The 16071-nt window shown below is 61.9% G+C and carries 9 protein-coding genes; 8 read left to right on the top strand and 1 reads right to left on the bottom strand.

All coding sequences use genetic code 11. The features are described from left to right. Positions 1-18: 18 nt before the first annotated feature. Complete coding sequence (gene sltY, locus QCD69_RS13720) at positions 19-1941, bottom strand: murein transglycosylase (protein WP_301252454.1); 1923 nt, start codon at positions 1939-1941, stop codon at positions 19-21. A gap of 340 nt (positions 1942-2281) precedes the next feature. On the opposite strand from sltY, the gene QCD69_RS13715 reads away from it, so the two are divergent. The 8 genes from QCD69_RS13715 (at position 2282) to urtD (ending at position 16071) form a co-directional block, all read left to right on the top strand. Further along, a complete protein-coding gene (locus QCD69_RS13715) occupies positions 2282-4978 on the top strand; it encodes a P-type ATPase (protein ID WP_301252431.1) in 2697 nt (898 codons plus the stop codon). A 216-nt stretch (positions 4979-5194) separates the two neighbouring features. Further along, a complete protein-coding gene (atzF, locus tag QCD69_RS13710) occupies positions 5195-6991 on the top strand; it encodes an allophanate hydrolase (RefSeq protein WP_301252429.1) in 1797 nt (598 codons plus the stop codon). Next, positions 6984-10598 (top strand): urea carboxylase, encoded by a 3615-nt coding sequence (gene uca / locus QCD69_RS13705; protein WP_301252427.1) that lies wholly within the window; start codon positions 6984-6986, stop codon positions 10596-10598. The genes atzF and uca overlap by 8 nt, the downstream gene beginning before the upstream one ends. 11 nt (positions 10599-10609) lie before the next feature. Continuing rightward, on the top strand, positions 10610-11308 hold the full coding sequence (locus tag QCD69_RS13700) for a GntR family transcriptional regulator (RefSeq protein WP_253455409.1): 699 nt from the start codon (positions 10610-10612) through the stop codon (positions 11306-11308). 10 nt (positions 11309-11318) lie between these two features. Further along, positions 11319-12587, top strand: a complete 1269-nt coding sequence (urtA, locus tag QCD69_RS13695; protein WP_301252426.1) for an urea ABC transporter substrate-binding protein — start codon at positions 11319-11321, stop codon at positions 12585-12587. Between the two features lie 61 nt (positions 12588-12648). Further along, positions 12649-14211, top strand: a complete 1563-nt coding sequence (urtB, locus tag QCD69_RS13690) for an urea ABC transporter permease subunit UrtB (protein ID WP_301252425.1) — start codon at positions 12649-12651, stop codon at positions 14209-14211. After that, entirely contained in the window at positions 14211-15287 is a 1077-nt protein-coding gene (gene urtC, locus QCD69_RS13685) for an urea ABC transporter permease subunit UrtC (protein WP_301252424.1), read from the top strand. Before urtB ends, urtC begins: the two co-directional genes overlap by 1 nt. Next, positions 15280-16071, top strand: coding sequence for an urea ABC transporter ATP-binding protein UrtD (gene urtD, locus QCD69_RS13680; protein WP_253455417.1), 792 nt, complete (start codon positions 15280-15282; stop codon positions 16069-16071). The genes urtC and urtD overlap by 8 nt, the downstream gene beginning before the upstream one ends.

Raw genomic sequence — 16071 nt, 5'->3', positions numbered from 1 at the left:
AGCACAGGCCGGGCGGGATCAATAGCGTCGCTGCCACTCGCCGTCAGAGAGAATATTGTCCGACTGCCGCATAAAGTGACGATAGTAGGCATCGTAAGCCAGCACGTTTTTTACATAGTTACGCGTTTCCGAAAAAGGAATGGTTTCGATAAAAGCGACCGCGTCCAGGCGGCCAGCGCTGTTCCCCAGCCACGTTCTGACCCGTGACGGCCCGGCGTTATAGGCCGCCGAAGAAAAAATGCGGTTCTGGCCGAACTGTTGATAAACCGATTCCAGATACTGGGTGCCGATCTGGATATTGGTTTCCGCATCCAGCAGCTGGCTGCTGTTGCTGTAGCCCGGCAGGCTATAGACCTTCACCGTATGCTGCGCGGTCGCGGGCATGACCTGCATCAGCCCGGATGCGCCAACCGGCGAGCGGGCTTTCGGATTCCAGGCGCTCTCCTGGCGGGCAATCGCCATCGCGTAGCTGACAGGGATCGCTTTGCCTTCCGTATAGCGCTTAAACTGTTCCTGATAGGCCAGCGGGAAGCGCTCCTTCAGGCTGTTCCACAGTTTGCCGGAAATGGTCGCCTGCACGCTGAGCACCCACCAGTTCTGCTCGTAGGCGTAGCGCGCCAGCTGCTGCTGCTGGCTGCGGCTTTTGCTGCCGACCAGGTAGCTCCATTCGGTTCGCGCCAGGTTATCCATATTCCAGTACATCAGTTCACGCACGCGGGCGATTTCCGGCCCCTGAGTCAGGCTGCGCTCTACCGACGGCGCCTCGTCAATCTGTAGGGGATAGGCAACGCCAAGACGCTGGGCGGCGACCATCGGATAGAAGCCGCGCTCCTGCATCAGGCCGCGCAGAATTTTATCGGCTTCCTCTTTGCGGCCCTGCTCCAGCAGCAGATCGGCCTGCCAGTACTGCCATTCATCTTTCTGCTTGGTTTCTACCGGCAGTCGGGCGATCCAGGTGTTCAGCCCGCGACGATCGTTGTTGCCCAGCGACATCCTGACGCGGCGCTCGATTAGCGCATCGGAATCGCTGCGCATCACCACGTCATCGCGCCAGCGCGCCTGTTCCGTCGTCACGTCGCTGCCCATTAATCGCCACGCGACCGCCTCTTTCAGGCTCTGCTCTTCCTGCTCGCTCATCTTTTGCAGCCGCACCAGCGTCGGGATCATCGCGCGGGCGTTTTCGGCATCTTCACGCGCCACGCGCGCGAAAGCGATGGCGGTGGCCTGGCGGGTAAAATCGGTCGGGCCGGCGATACGGGCGAAGGCCTCCACGTTTTGCGGATTGTTTTGCAAATCTTTCACCGCGCTGGCGATGGTCTGATAATCCTCAGGAAGCTGATCCGCCAGGAAATTCACCAGGTTGCTGTTGCCGGCCACCATAGCCAGACGAATACGCTCCAGCGTGGTAATCGGCGTCTGTTCACCTGCCGCCTGCCAGGCGCTGAACAGCCTGTCGCAGCCCGGCGGCAGCGAGGTGCCGCGTAGCCAGATCGTTTTAGCGCCTTTCCAGGCCACCTGCTCCTCGCCAGTGGCCCATTTGGCGTAGTACCAGTTGCAGCGTGCGGCAACAGGTTTAGGTTCGGTCGGGCTGAACACCAGCAGGCCGCGCCAGTCTTCGCGTCGCGCCAGCTCGTTGATAAAGCTTGAGGAAAGCGCGCGAACCGGCGGCAGCGTCGGGTTTTTTTTAATAAAATCGTTGATAACGAAGCTGCTCTGCTGATCGAGGCTTTGCGCCAGCTCGCGATATTCAAGATAGGGATAAAGCGGGTAATCGCGCAGCGTGGGCATCAGCTGCGCAACCTGATCCATCTGTTTATTGTCCCAGGCCTGCTTGATTTGCAGGTAGCGCGTGCGCTGCGCATCCAGCGAATCCGCGTGCGCCGTGCCTGTTACTATCGCCAGGCAAACGCCTGCCGCCCAAAACCGCCACTTGTCCGCCATGACTTTTCCCACGTTAACGCCTCTCTTTGTCCTGTGCTTACCATTAAAGCTCTTAACATGCTAACCAGGCCTGGCGACTCCCGCTATGCCGCATCGGCAAATTTACTTAACCTGACTTCTTTAAACGCCGGGTCAACAGGGCTTCGTCAGGCTATTTTGGCTGGCTAAAGGTTAATTGCGATCAACAATCCTTGCCCTGCTTTCCTTCAGCATAGCCTTCCTTGCTCGCCTCAACGCTACCCGCCTTTAGCCTGACTGGCGGAGAACAGCCATCTGACTCACTGATGTTATGACGTTGGTAGCGGGTTCTGTTATCCACTCCCCGCAAGGATTACCTGTGATGCAAAAATTAAAATCGCCGCCTGCCTGGTATCGTTATGATGCGGCTGGCGTAATAAAAAGAATGCAGAGTCATGAATCGGGGCTTTCCGCAGAAGAGGCGCAGAAACGTCTGGTCGGCCTCGGCCCCAATACGCTGCCGCCGCGCAGGCGTCGGTGCCCGCTGATGCGCCTGCTGACCGCGCCAATCTGCGTTCTGCTGTTGGCTTCGGTGTTAACCGCCGTTACCGAACATTGGCTGGATACCGGCGTCATCCTTGTCGTTATTCTGCTTAACCTGCTGGCTAACTGGCTACAGCAAAACGCCACGCAAAGCTCGCCAGATCTTGCAGACGGCTTTCCCGATCGCGCAAGCGTCAGGCGCGAGGGTAATATTCTGCAGGTGGATACCCGCAGCCTGGTGCCGGGCGACATCATTATGCTGGGCGCGGGCGATAAAGTCCCTGCCGATCTTCGCCTGATCGAGGCGCAAAATCTGCGGGTGGATGAAAGCATGTTAACGGGAGAAGCAACCGCCGTTGCCAAACAAACGGCCGCGACCGAAGGCGAACGGCCTGCGGAAGTCCGCAGCAATATGCTTTTTTGCGGCTCCACGCTGGTTTCAGGCTGCGCCACCGGTATTGCGGTAGCCACCGGAGCAAAAACGCAGCTGGGTCGCATCGAGGCGGCCCTGTGCTCTGTCAGACCGCGCCGGACGCCGCAGCTAAGATCGTTCGACAGGCTCGGCAACGGCTTCTGGCTGCTGATGGTCACGCTGATCGCTTTTCTGTTCTTCTATGCGCTGCTGCGGCACAGCCTGCCGATGCAGGGACTGATGCAGACGCTGGCCGGTCTGGCGGTTGCCGCCGTGCCGGCAGGGCTGCCGATGATTATCGTGCTGGCGCTGGCGTTGAGCATATGGCGCCTGAGGAAAATGAATATTGCCGTCCGCCATCTCTCCACGGCGGAAACGCTGGGCGCGCTGAGCGTCGTCTGCTGCGATAAAACCCACTCGCTGACGATGAACGAAATGACGGTCAGGGCGCTGATCCTGCACGAAGAAACGATCCGCGTAGAGGGCAACGGCTACCAGCCGACAGGCCGCTTTTTACAGGACAAAGACTGTAGCGTCATAGCGCCAGCCGTACACGCCCGGCTCCGCGACCTGCTAAGAAATATGGATCTGTGCAGCGACAGCACGCTGTTAAAAGATGAGGGAAAAAACTGGCGCATCACCGGCGAGCCGACGCAGGCCGCGCTTAAGGTGGCGGCTGCCAAAGCGCACCTGCCTGAACGGGCGGCGCTGCTGCTGGATAAGCTGCCGTTTGATGAGCTCAGAAAGTATCAGGCAACGCGCCATCTGGTTGACGGCGAAAGCTATATTCTGGCGCTCGGCGAGCCGGAAGCGCTGCTGCGGATATGCGACTTCCAGCAGACCGGACAGGGTCTGGAAGCGCTGGATGTTGCCTGGTGGCAGCAGCAAATAGCGCACCACGCTGCAGAAGGCCTGCACCTTATTGCCAGCGCCTGCCGTCCGGCCGATAAAAACCAGGCCGCGCTTTGCCACGACGATTTGCAAAACGGCCTGATTTTCTGCGGCATAGCGGCCATGATAGATCCGCCGCGTCCTGAAGCAGCCAGAGCGATTGCCGACTGCCAGCGTGCCGGGATCCGGGTAAAAATGCTGGCCGACGACCCTGTGGCAACGGCGCTGGCCATTGGTCGAATGACAGGCATTGGCGGCAGCCATAGCGAGTTGACCGGCCGCCAGCTGGAGCGAATGAGCGATATTGAGCTGGCCCGGGTGGTGGATCGCTATGACATCTTTGTGGGCATGACGCCCGCGCACAGGCAACGGCTGGTCGCCGCGCTGCAAAGCCAGGGCGAAGTGGTCGGCATCACCGGCAACGGCGCTCAGGATATCCCCGCGCTCAAACAGGCCGATGTCGGAATAGCGACACAGGCTGCAAACGGCAGCGCGACAAAAGCGATCGCCGATCTCGTGCTGCCCGATAATCATTTCGCCGCGCTTATCAGCGCCGTACAGGAAGGCCAGCGCCTTCGTGACGGCCTGAAAAAAGCGGGACGCTTTATGCTGCCAATCTGCCTGGCGCAGACGCTGCTGTTTATCGCCGCCCTGCTGGCAGGAAAATTTATTCCGATCGCGCCTCTTCAGGTTTTATGGATAAATGTCGCGGCGTCGGTCACGCTTGCCGTTAGCCTTATCAGCGGAAAAACAGCGTCCACGCCTGTCTGTTTCCGGCCGCGCGAAGCGAGCCGGTCGGCACAAGGCTGCCGGTTCTGGCACCTCGGCTTTACAGGCGTAACCATTATGCTGAGCGCTTTCGTAACCGAGCTGTGGCTGCAATCACGCGGCTACGAACCAAAATTTATTCACGCCGTGCTGCTGCAAACGCTGATCGTGGCGCAATGGGTCTGGCTGCTGAACTGCCGCGAACCGGCGCGATCTTCGCTCAATACCGGCCTGCTGAAAGATTATGGTTTCTGGCTGGCGAGCGCTCTGCTCGCGCTGTTGCAGCTGGCTCTGTTCGGCCTGCCGGTGATGCAAAGCCTGTTTGCCACCGTGCCGCTGCCGCAGGAAATCCGGCTGCTTACGCTGGCCGTCGGCGCGCTGCTGTTTGCCGTATTCGAGCTGGAAAAAATGCTGACGCGGCGCCGACAGCAGTCCGCCATCAAACAGTGGCATCCGGCAGAATAATAGCGCACGGCCTGGGCGCCGCTCGCTGCGGCCCCGGGTGCTGTACGTTCCCGCACGGCCGGCTTCCTTATCGCCCCTTTTTTGTTCATTCGCTGCCCAAATAACGTGCACCCTCGCCTGATTATTTACTTAAATAGTTAATAATCAGCAAGTTATCCGTATGGCACGGCTTTTGCTCTGTTTATTCCATCTTGTATACCAGATGGAATTCAACCTATGGCTTTCACCGGTTTTACCCTGAATGACTGGCGGCGTTACCATCAGCAGCAGCCGCAGGAGCTGTTCGCTACCCTTTCCTCTTTGCTGGCGGAGCTGAGCCTGGAAGATAACGCCTGGCTTTATCTTGCCACCCCTTCTCAGCTGCGGGCGCAGACGGAACCGCTGCTGGCGGCCTGGCAGAAGGATCCGCAGTCGCTGCCGCTGTTCGGCGTGCCCTTTGCGGTGAAAGACAATATCGACGTGGCGGGCTGGCCGACCACCGCCGCCTGCCCTGCTTTCGCTCACGAAGCCGCAACCGATGCCGTTGCGGTCGCCAGGCTGAAGGCGGCGGGCGCCGTGGTCATCGGCAAAACCAATCTCGATCAGTTCGCTACCGGCCTGGTCGGCACGCGGTCGCCCTATGGCGCGGTGAAAAACAGCTTTAATGCGGATTACGTCAGCGGCGGCTCCAGCTCCGGTTCGGCTTCCGTGACGGCTCGTGGCCTGGTCTGCTTCGCGCTGGGCACCGATACCGCTGGCTCAGGGCGCGTCCCGGCCGGCTTTAACAATATCGTCGGCCTGAAGCCGACCAAAGGCTGGCTGTCGGCCACCGGCGTGCTGCCAGCCTGCCGCCTGAACGATACGCTTTCCGTGTTTGCGCTGACGGTGGAAGATGCTTTCCAGGTCGCGACCTGTGCGGGCGGCTATGACGCCAGCGACGCCTATTCACGCGACAATCCGGCGCTGGCGCCCGCCGCCCTGCCTGCCGCGCCGCGCCTGGCTGTTCCTTCTCATCCCACCTTTTTTGACGATGCACAGGCCGAAGCCGCCTGGGAAAAAGCGCTGGCCGCGCTGCAGGCGTGCGGCGCCACGCTGCATCCTGTCGATTTTGCGCCGTTTCACCAGCTGGCCGAACAGCTTTACTCGGGGCCCTGGGTAGCCGAACGTACCGCGGCCGTCGGCGAGATACTGCACCATCCGGAACAGATGGATGCGACCGTGTACGGCATTATCGCCAGCGGCCAGCACTACAGCGCGGTTGACGCTTATCAGGCGGAATACCTGCGCGCGGAGCTGAGCCGTCAGATCCAGCAGACGCTTGCCCAGTTTGACGCGCTGGTGGTGCCAACGTCGCCGACCATCCACACGCTGGAAGAGATGCGGCAGGAGCCGGTGCGCTATAACTCGCAGTTTGGCACCTATACCAACTTTACTAACCTGGCCGATCTCTCGGCGCTCGCCCTGCCTGCACCATTCCGTGAGGACGGCCTGCCCGCCGGGATCACGCTGATTGCGCCCGCGTGGCACGATCGCGCGCTGGCGACCTTTGGGCAGCGCTGGCAGCAGAGCCTGGCGCTCGACCTGGGCGCGACCGGAAAAGCCTGCGCCGCGCCGTCCGCTTTGCCCGCTTCGCCACACCACGTTCGTGTCGCGGTCGTTGGCGCGCACCTGACTGGAATGCCGTTGAATCATCAGTTAACCCGCCGCAATGCGGTGCTGGTGGAAGAAACCCGCACCGCCGACGCCTATCGCCTTTATGCGTTGGCCAACACCCAGCCGCCCAAGCCGGGGCTGGCGAAAGCGACCGGCGGCAAAGCCATTACCATCGAGCTGTGGGACATTCCGTTGGCGCGCTTTGGCGAATTCGTAGCGGAAATCCCTGCGCCGCTCGGCATCGGCACGCTGACGCTGGAGGATGGTCGTCAGGTAAAAGGCTTTATTTGCGAACCGGCGGCGCTGGCCGACGCCCGGGACATCACCGAGTTTGGCGGCTGGCGCAACTGGCTGGCGCGCAAGGAGGCTTCCCATGTTTAATACCGTTCTTGTCGCCAACCGGGGCGAAATCGCCTGCCGCGCCCTGCGCACGCTGAAAAAGCTGGGCATTACCGGCGTGGCGGTCTATTCCGACGCGGATAAAAACGCGCAGCATGTCAAAGAGGCGGATATCGCCATCGCGCTGGGCGGCGAAAAAGCCGCCGACAGCTATCTGCGTATCGACAGGATCCTGGCAGCGGCGCAGCAGAGCGGCGCCCAGGCGATCTGGCCCGGCTACGGTTTTCTTTCCGAAAGCCTGCCGTTTGCGGCGGCCTGTGAAGCTGCGAACATCGTTTTCGTCGGCCCCACGGCGCAGCAAATCGGCGAATTCGGCCTCAAGCACCGCGCCCGCGAGCTGGCCGCCGAGGCTGGCGTGCCGATGACGCCGGGCACGCCGCTGCTGAACTCGCTGGCGGAAGCCTTAACCGCCGCGGACGCCATCGGCTATCCGGTGATGCTTAAAAGTACTGCGGGCGGCGGCGGCATCGGCTTAACCCGCTGCGGCGACGCACAGGCGCTACGCGACGCCTGGGAAAGCGTCCGCCGCCTGGGCGAGCAGTTCTTCAGCGATGCGGGCGTCTTTCTGGAACGCTGCATCGATCGTGCGCGCCACGTGGAAGTACAGATTTTTGGCGACGGCAAAGGCAAAGTCGTCGCCCTGGGCGAACGCGACTGCTCGCTACAGCGCCGTAATCAGAAAGTGGTGGAAGAGACGCCCGCGCCCAATCTGCCGGAAGCAACGCGTCGCGCCCTGTTGGAATCAGCTGTCCGGCTGGGCGAGCGCGTCAACTATCGCAGCGCGGGCACGGTGGAATATATCTACGACGCGCAGCGCGACGAATTCTTCTTTCTGGAAGTGAATACCCGTTTACAGGTCGAGCATCCGGTCACCGAATGCGTGACCGGGCTGGATCTGGTCGAGTGCATGTTGCAGGTGGCGGCGGGCGTGGAGCCGGACTGGGCGCGTATGGCGCAGGCCCCGCAGGGCGCAGCGATAGAAGTGCGGCTCTATGCCGAAGATCCGGTAAAAAACTTTCAGCCTAGCCCCGGTGTGCTGACGGACGTCTGCTTCCCGGAAGGGGTGCGCGTGGACAGCGGTGTAACGACGGGTTCAGAAGTTTCCGCCTTTTACGATCCGATGATCGCCAAGCTGATCGTTCACGCGGAAAACCGCGACGCGGCGCTGGCAAAAATGCGCGAGGCGCTGAATGAAACGCGGCTGCACGGCATTGCTACCAATCTTGACTATCTGCGTCAGGTTATCGCCACCGACGAGTTCCGCAGCGGCCAGGTGTGGACGCGCCAGCTGGACAGCTTTACGCCTGTGGCCCACGTCATTGAAGTGATCCAACCCGGCACCTGGAGCAGCATTCAGGATTACCCTGGCCGTCCCGGCTACTGGGACATCGGCGTGCCGCCGTCCGGCCCGATGGACGACTTCGCTTTTCGGCTGGCGAACCGCATCGTTGGCAACGCAGAAGAAGCGGCGGGCCTGGAGTTTACCCTGCAAGGCCCGACGCTGCGCTTCCACACCGACGCCGTGATCGCCTTAACCGGCGCGGATTGCCCGGCGAAGCTGGACGACGCGCCGGTTGGCTACTGGCAGCCGGTGACGGTCAAAGCCGGACAGACGCTGACGCTGGGCCGCGCGCAGACGGGCTGCCGCACCTACCTGGCGGTACGCAACGGTTTTGACGTGCCGGACTATCTCGGCAGCCGTTCGACCTTTGCCCTTGGCCAGTTTGGCGGCCATGCCGGACGCACGCTGCGCGTGGCTGATATGCTGCCCGTTTCGCAGCCGCAGCTTGCCGCCTGTACCACGCCAGCGCCGGTCGGCGAGCCGCAGGCCGTTGACGCCGCGCTGATCCCCACCTACGGCGACGAATGGCGCATCGGCGTGCTCTATGGCCCGCACGGCGCGCCGGACTTTTTTACCCAGCGATCCATTGATGAGTTCTTCGCGCAGTCGTGGCAGGTTCACTACAACTCCAACCGGCTTGGCGTGCGGCTGGCTGGGCCAAAACCGGACTGGGCGCGCCCCAACGGCGGCGAAGCGGGCCTGCATCCTTCTAACGTGCACGACTGTGAATACGCTATCGGCGCGGTGAATTTTACCGGCGACTTTCCGGTGATCCTGACGCGCGATGGGCCAAGCCTCGGCGGCTTCGTCTGCCCGGTGACCATTGCGAAAGCGGAGCTGTGGAAAGTCGGTCAGGTCAAGCCGGGCGACCGCATCCGTTTCCATCCGATTAGTTTTGACGAGGCGCTGGCGCTGGAGAAAGCGCAGGAGGCGCGGATTAACACGCTACATAACATAACCACGCCCGCCTTTGCCGTGCCGTCGCTGGCGGAAACCGCGCACGGTTCGGGCACTACCCTGGCCGCGCTTGAAGCCACAACCAGCACGCCAGCCGCCGTTTATCGGCAGGCGGGCGATAACTATATTCTGCTGGAGTATGGCGACAACGTGCTGGATCTGGCGCTGCGGCTGCGAGTTCATCTGCTGATGATTGCCCTGCGCGAAACCGGCCAGCCGGGCATGGAGGAGCTGTCGCCGGGCGTGCGCTCGCTGCAAATCCGCTACGACAGCCGCATCCTCAGCCAGAAACAGCTGCTGGCGCTGCTGCTGCGCGTGGAGAAAGAGCTGGGCGACGTCAGCCAGCTGCGGGTGCCTTCCCGCATCGTGCATCTGCCGATGGCCTTTGAGGACAGCGCCACGCTGGGCGCCGTCGAACGCTACAAAGAAACGGTGCGCGCCAGCGCGCCGTGGCTGCCGAACAACGTTGATTTTATTCAACGCATCAACGGGCTACCGACGCGCGAGGCGGTGCGCCAGACGCTGTTCGACGCCAGCTACCTGATCCTGGGGCTGGGCGATGTCTATCTGGGCGCGCCCTGCGCCGTGCCGGTGGATCCGCGTCATCGCCTGCTCAGCTCCAAATATAACCCGGCCCGCACTTTTACCGCCGAAGGCACCGTCGGCATCGGCGGCATGTATATGTGCATCTACGGCATGGATTCCCCCGGCGGCTATCAGCTGGTGGGCCGTACGCTGCCGATCTGGAACAAATTCCTGAAAAACGACCAGTTTGCGGCGAATGAACCCTGGCTGCTGCGCTTCTTCGACCAGGTGCGTTTCTATCCGGTCAGCGAGACGGAGCTGGACAGGCTGCGGGAAGACTTCCGCGAAGGCCGGGGCCGCATCGCCATCGAAGAAACCTTCTTTGATTTTGCCGAACATACGCGCTTTTTACAGGAAAACGCCGCCGATATCGCCGATTTCCGCCAGCGCCAGGCCAGCGCCTTCGAAACCGAGGTCGCGCTGTGGGCGCAGGAAGAGGAAGGCGCGCCGCTGACCAGCGAGGAGACGCTGCTGCCGCAGGAAGAGGAGGATGGCCTGCTGGTCAGTGCCGATCTCAACGGCAATATCTGGAAAGTGCTGGTGCAGCCGGGCGACGAAGTGGTGGTCGGCCAGCCGCTGATCGTGGTGGAGGCGATGAAGATGGAGCTGACCGTCAACGCGCCGCAGGCGGGCCGCGTCAGGCGTATCGGCTGCCAGCCGGGTCGGCCGGTCAGGCCGGGTGACGCGCTGCTGTGGCTGGAATAAGGCGCGGCGCGATGCAGACACCAAAGCCTCGTCCCCTGCCGCTGGCGGACAAAATCTATCAGACGCTGAAAAACGATATTTTCGATTTCCGCCTGATGCCCGGCGATCGCTTCAGCGAAAACGAGATCGCCGGACGGATGGCGGTGAGCCGCACGCCGGTGCGCCAGGCGCTGTTTCGGCTGGCGCGCGAAGGCTATGTCGAGGTCGAATTCCGCAGCGGCTGGCAGGTATGCGAGTTCGACTTCACCCGTTTTGAGGAGCTGTACGATCTGCGCATCGTGCTGGAGTGCGAAGCCGTTAAGCGCCTGTGCGCGATGCCGCTGGCGCAGACCGGCGAGCGGCTGGCCGCGCTGCGGCGCTTCTGGCTGGAGGCGCCGCAGCTGGCCGACGGTAAAGCGGTGTCGCTGCATGACGAAGCGTTTCATATGGCGATAGTGGCGGCGGCGGGCAACGGCGAAATGGCCGCTATCCATGCCGAGCTGACCGAGAAAATCCGCATTATCCGCCGCCTCGATTTTACCCGTGAGGACAGGATTGCCGCGACTTATCAGGAACACGCACAGATTTTGCTGGCGGTACTTCAGCAGCAAAGCGAAGCGGCCCGGCGCATCCTGACGGCGCATATTGCCGTCAGCAAGGCCGAGGTCAGAAAAATAACGCTGCATCGGTTGCAGCAGGCCAGAACTTTACCCGATCCACTTAACTCTTGAGGTTCACCGGATGAAAAGACGTTCGTTATTAAAAGCTTTTGTGCTTTCGGCTTCGGTCATCGCGATGGGCGCGGCATGGAGCGCGCAGGCGGCGGAGACGATCAAAGTCGGCATCCTCTCGTCGCTGTCCGGCACAATGGCGATTTCCGAAACGCCGCTGAAGGACGTGGCGCTGATGACCATCGACGAAATCAATGCCAAAGGCGGCGTGCTGGGTAAAAAGCTCCAGCCGGTGGTGGTCGATCCGGCGTCCAACTGGCCGCTGTTTGCCGAAAAAGCACGCCAGCTGCTGTCGCAGGACAAAGCCGCCGTGGTCTTCGGCTGCTGGACCTCCGTTTCCCGCAAGTCGGTGCTGCCGGTATTTGAAGAGCTGAACGGCCTGCTGTTTTATCCGGTGCAGTACGAGGGCGAAGAGATGTCGCCGAACGTCTTCTACACCGGCGCGGCGCCGAACCAGCAGGCGATCCCGGCGGTGGAGTATCTGATGAGCGAAGACGGCGGCGGCGCGAAACGCTTTTTCCTGCTCGGCACCGACTATGTCTATCCCCGCACCACCAATAAAATCCTGCGCGCTTTCCTGCACGTCAAGGGCGTGAAGGACAGCGATATAGAGGAGGTCTATACGCCGTTTGGCTACAGCGATTACCAGACCATCGTCGCCAACATTAAAAAGTTCTCTGCGGGCGGAAAAACGGCGGTGATCTCCACCATCAACGGCGACTCTAACGTGCCTTTCTATAAAGAGCTGGCGAATCAGGGCATTAAAGCCACCGACGTGCCGGTAGTGGCGTTCTCGGTTGGCGAAGAGGAGCTGCGCGGCATTGATACCAAACCGCTGGTCGGCAACCTGGCCGCCTGGAACTACTTCCAGTCGGTGGACAATCCGGTCAATAAAAAGTTTGTCGCGGACTATCGCGCTTACGCCAAAGCGCACAATCTGCCGAACGCCGCGACCGCCGTCACCAACGATCCGATGGAGGCCACCTACGTAGGTATTCATATGTGGGCGCACGCGGTCGAGAAAGCGGGAACCACCGATGTGGACAAGGTGCGGGAAGCGACGGCGAATCAAACCTTTAACGCGCCGGACGGCTTTACGCTGACCATGGATGCCACCAACCACCATCTGCACAAGCCGGTGATGATTGGCGAGATTGAAGAGAACGGCCAGTTCAACGTGGTGTGGCAGACCGACAAGCCGGTGCGCGCGCAGCCGTGGAGCCCTTATCTTCCCGGCAACGATAAAAAGTCCGATCGGCCGGTAAAAACAGCGCAGTAACCGTGAGGCCGGGACGGCAGCCGCCGCCCGGTCATCTTTTTTTCACTGAATGGGCATCGCGATGATTCTACGTCAACTGCTAACGCTCTTTATTACGCTGTGCCTGCTGCCAGCCGCCTTTGCCGGGCCAGCCGCGGATTTCGCCGCCGCCAGCCGTCCGGGCCAGGTCGCGCTGCTTCAGCAGTGGGCAGCCCAGCCGGACGCCTCGCGTCTTGCGCTGCTGACCGCGCTGCATCAGGAAAACGTGGTGCTGGACGCCAACAGGCGGCCGTTCAGCCGCGTTGACGGCAGGCTGACGCCGCTTGATGGCGATGCGCCGCCCGAAGGCAGCACCAAAAAACTCTTTATGAACAACCGGCTGCGCGTGCTGGTCGCCACCACGCTGGCCGCCCATCAGCTGGTCAGCGACAGCGCCGCCACGCGCCTGGCCGCCGCGCGCGAGCTGCAAAACGAAGCGCAGGCCGATCAGCTGCCGCTGCTGACCGGGCGCCTGGCCGCAGAACAGGACGACGACGTACGCGCCGTGCTGGCTCAGGCCGTGGCCGGATTACAGCTTGCCGACGCCGATCCTCAGATACGCCTGAAGGCCGTAAAGCTGCTGGGCGAAACCAGCGACCCGCAAACCCAAGCCGCGCTGACGCGCCTGGCGCAAAACGAGCCGGATGCGCAGGTGCGCACCGCCGCTGCCGACAGCCTGAAGCAGATCCAACAACGTCTGCGGCTGGGCGAGCTGCTCGGCCAGGCGTTCTCCGGCCTGTCGCTGGGATCGGTGCTGCTGCTGGCGGCGCTGGGCCTGGCGATCACCTATGGCCTGCTGGGCGTTATCAATATGGCCCACGGCGAAATGCTGATGCTGGGCGCCTACGCCACCTGGCTGGTGCAGACGCTGTTTCAGCGCTACGCCCCGGAGTGGCTCGCTTTCTATCCGCTGCTGGCGCTGCCAGTGGCCTTTTTCGTCACCGCCGCCATCGGCATGGCGCTGGAGCGCACCATCGTGCGCCATCTTTATGGCCGTCCGCTGGAGACGCTGCTGGCGACCTGGGGCATCAGCCTGATGCTGATCCAGCTGGTGCGCGTGCTGTTCGGCACGCAAAACCTGGAGGTCGCTAACCCGCCGTGGCTGTCCGGCGGCTGGCAGGCTTTGCCGGGGCTGGTGCTGCCTTACAACCGTATCGCGGTGATTTTGTTTGTGATGTTTGTGCTGATCCTGACCTGGCTGTTGCTGAACAAAACCCGTCTTGGGCTGAACGTGCGGGCGGTGACGCAGAACCGCGCCATGGCCGACTGCTGCGGCGTACCGACCGGACGCGTGGATATGCTGGCGTTCGGGCTGGGTTCCGGCATTGCGGGGCTGGGCGGCGTGGCGCTGTCGCAGCTGGGCAACGTCGGGCCGGAGCTGGGCCAGAGCTACATTATCGACTCTTTCCTGGTGGTGGTGACCGGTGGCGTCGGCCAGCTGGCGGGCACGGTGCTGGCCGCGTTCGGTTTAGGTATCCTCAACAAAATCCTGGAGCCGCAAATTGGCGCGGTGCTGGGGAAAATCCTGCTGCTGGCGCTGATCGTGCTGTTTATCCAGAAGCGGCCGCAGGGCCTGTTCGCCATCAAAGGAAGGGTGACTGACTGATGACGCAACCTATTACGCTGACTCTGACGCGAAAAGCGCCGCGCCTGAGCGTCGTCGCCGGTCTGCTGGTGACGGCGGCGCTGCTGATCCTGCCTTTTCTCGCGCTGCTGCCGGCGGACAATCCGCTGGCAACCTCTACCTGGACGCTGACGCTGATCGGCAAAATTCTTTGCTATGCGATCGTCGCCGTGGCGCTGGATCTGGTCTGGGGCTATGCCGGACTGCTGTCGCTCGGCCACGGGCTGTTCTTTGCGCTCGGCGGCTATGCGATGGGCATGTACCTGATGCGCCAGGCCTCGGGCGACAGCCTGCCCGCCTTTATGACCTTTCTCTCCTGGCAGAAAATGCCGTGGTTCTGGGCGGGCACGCAGCACTTTGCCTGGGCGCTCTGCCTGATCGTGCTGGTGCCGGGCCTGCTGGCGCTGATCTTCGGCTGGTTTACCTTTCGCTCGAAAATCAAAGGCGTCTACTTTTCGATTATGACCCAGGCGCTGACCTGGGCCGGGATGCTGCTGTTTTTCCGCAACGAAACCGGCTTTGGCGGCAACAACGGCTTTACCGGCTTCACTACCCTGCTCGGCTTTCCGGTCACGGCGACCGGTACCCGCATCGCCCTGTTTATCGTTACGGTGCTGCTGCTGCTGGCCACGCTCGCTATCGGCTTTGCGCTGGCGCGCAGCAAATTTGGCCGCGTGCTGACGGCGGTGCGCGATGCGGAAAACCGCCTGATATTTTGCGGCTACCATCCGCAGGGCTTCAAGCTGTTTGTCTGGACGCTTTCCGCCGTGCTGTGCGGGCTGGCGGGCGCGCTCTACGTGCCGCAGGTCGGCATTATCAATCCGGGTGAAATGTCGCCGACCAACTCTATCGAGGCGGCTATCTGGGTGGCGCTCGGCGGCCGGGGCACGCTGATCGGCCCGCTGCTCGGCGCGGGCATCGTCAACGGCGCGAAGAGCTGGTTTACCGTCGCCTTTCCCGAATACTGGCTCTTTTTTCTGGGGCTGATGTTTATCCTGGTCACGCTGTTTCTGCCGCACGGCGTGATTGGCCTGCTTCGCCGGAGGAAGCATGACTGAACCGCTTTTTACCCAGCCGCACCCTGCGGATCGCTACCGTGGGCAAACCGATCCGGTGCTGCAACTGGAAAACATTACGGTGGCTTTCGACGGCTTTAAGGCGCTGACCGACCTGTCGCTACAGATTGGCGTGGGCGAGCTGCGCTGCATTATTGGCCCGAACGGCGCCGGGAAAACCACCCTGATGGACGTGATCACCGGCAAAACGCGCCCCACCAGCGGGCGGGTTTTTTACGATCAGACCACCGACCTGACGACGCTGTCGCCGGTAGAGATTGCGCGGCAGGGCATTGGCCGTAAATTCCAGAAGCCCACGGTGTTTGCGGCGCTTTCCGTATTTGAAAATCTGGAAATCGCGCTCAAAGGCGACAAATCGGTGTGGGCCTGCCTGCGCGGCAAACTCAACGGCGAGCAGCAGGATCGTATCGACGACGTCCTGAAGCTGCTGCGGCTGGGCGCGGAGCGCGGGCGTCCGGCAGGCCTGCTCTCGCACGGGCAAAAGCAGTTTCTGGAGATTGGCATGCTGCTGGTACAGGATCCGCATCTGCTGCTGCTGGACGAGCCTGCGGCGGGCATGACCGATGCGGAAACGGAATACACCGCCGGGCTGTTTAAGGATCTGGCTGGCCGCCATTCGCTGATGGTGGTGGAGCACGATATGGGCTTTGTGGAAGCAATAGCCGACCGCGTAACGGTGCTGCATCAGGGTCAGGTGCTGGCGGAAGGCTCGCTGCGCGAGGTGCAGGCGAATGAGCAGGTTATCGACGTTTATCTGGGGCGCTGA

It is taken from the genome of Erwinia sp. PsM31, from assembly GCF_030433775.1.
Taxonomy (GTDB): domain Bacteria; phylum Pseudomonadota; class Gammaproteobacteria; order Enterobacterales; family Enterobacteriaceae; genus Erwinia; species Erwinia aeris.
This window is presented reverse-complemented; position numbering and strand designations above follow the sequence as displayed.

What these genes read in the sequence shown, in the direction of transcription:
- sltY (WP_301252454.1), bottom strand. Translation starts at nt 1,941, where the DNA reads ATGGCGGACAAGTGGCGGTTTTGGGCGGCAGGCGTTTGCCTGGCGATA.
- QCD69_RS13715 (WP_301252431.1), top strand. Translation starts at nt 2,282, where the DNA reads ATGCAAAAATTAAAATCGCCGCCTGCCTGGTATCGTTATGATGCGGCT.
- atzF (WP_301252429.1), top strand. Translation starts at nt 5,195, where the DNA reads ATGGCTTTCACCGGTTTTACCCTGAATGACTGGCGGCGTTACCATCAG.
- uca (WP_301252427.1), top strand. Translation starts at nt 6,984, where the DNA reads ATGTTTAATACCGTTCTTGTCGCCAACCGGGGCGAAATCGCCTGCCGC.
- QCD69_RS13700 (WP_253455409.1), top strand. Translation starts at nt 10,610, where the DNA reads ATGCAGACACCAAAGCCTCGTCCCCTGCCGCTGGCGGACAAAATCTAT.
- urtA (WP_301252426.1), top strand. Translation starts at nt 11,319, where the DNA reads ATGAAAAGACGTTCGTTATTAAAAGCTTTTGTGCTTTCGGCTTCGGTC.
- urtB (WP_301252425.1), top strand. Translation starts at nt 12,649, where the DNA reads ATGATTCTACGTCAACTGCTAACGCTCTTTATTACGCTGTGCCTGCTG.
- urtC (WP_301252424.1), top strand. Translation starts at nt 14,211, where the DNA reads ATGACGCAACCTATTACGCTGACTCTGACGCGAAAAGCGCCGCGCCTG.
- urtD (WP_253455417.1), top strand. Translation starts at nt 15,280, where the DNA reads ATGACTGAACCGCTTTTTACCCAGCCGCACCCTGCGGATCGCTACCGT.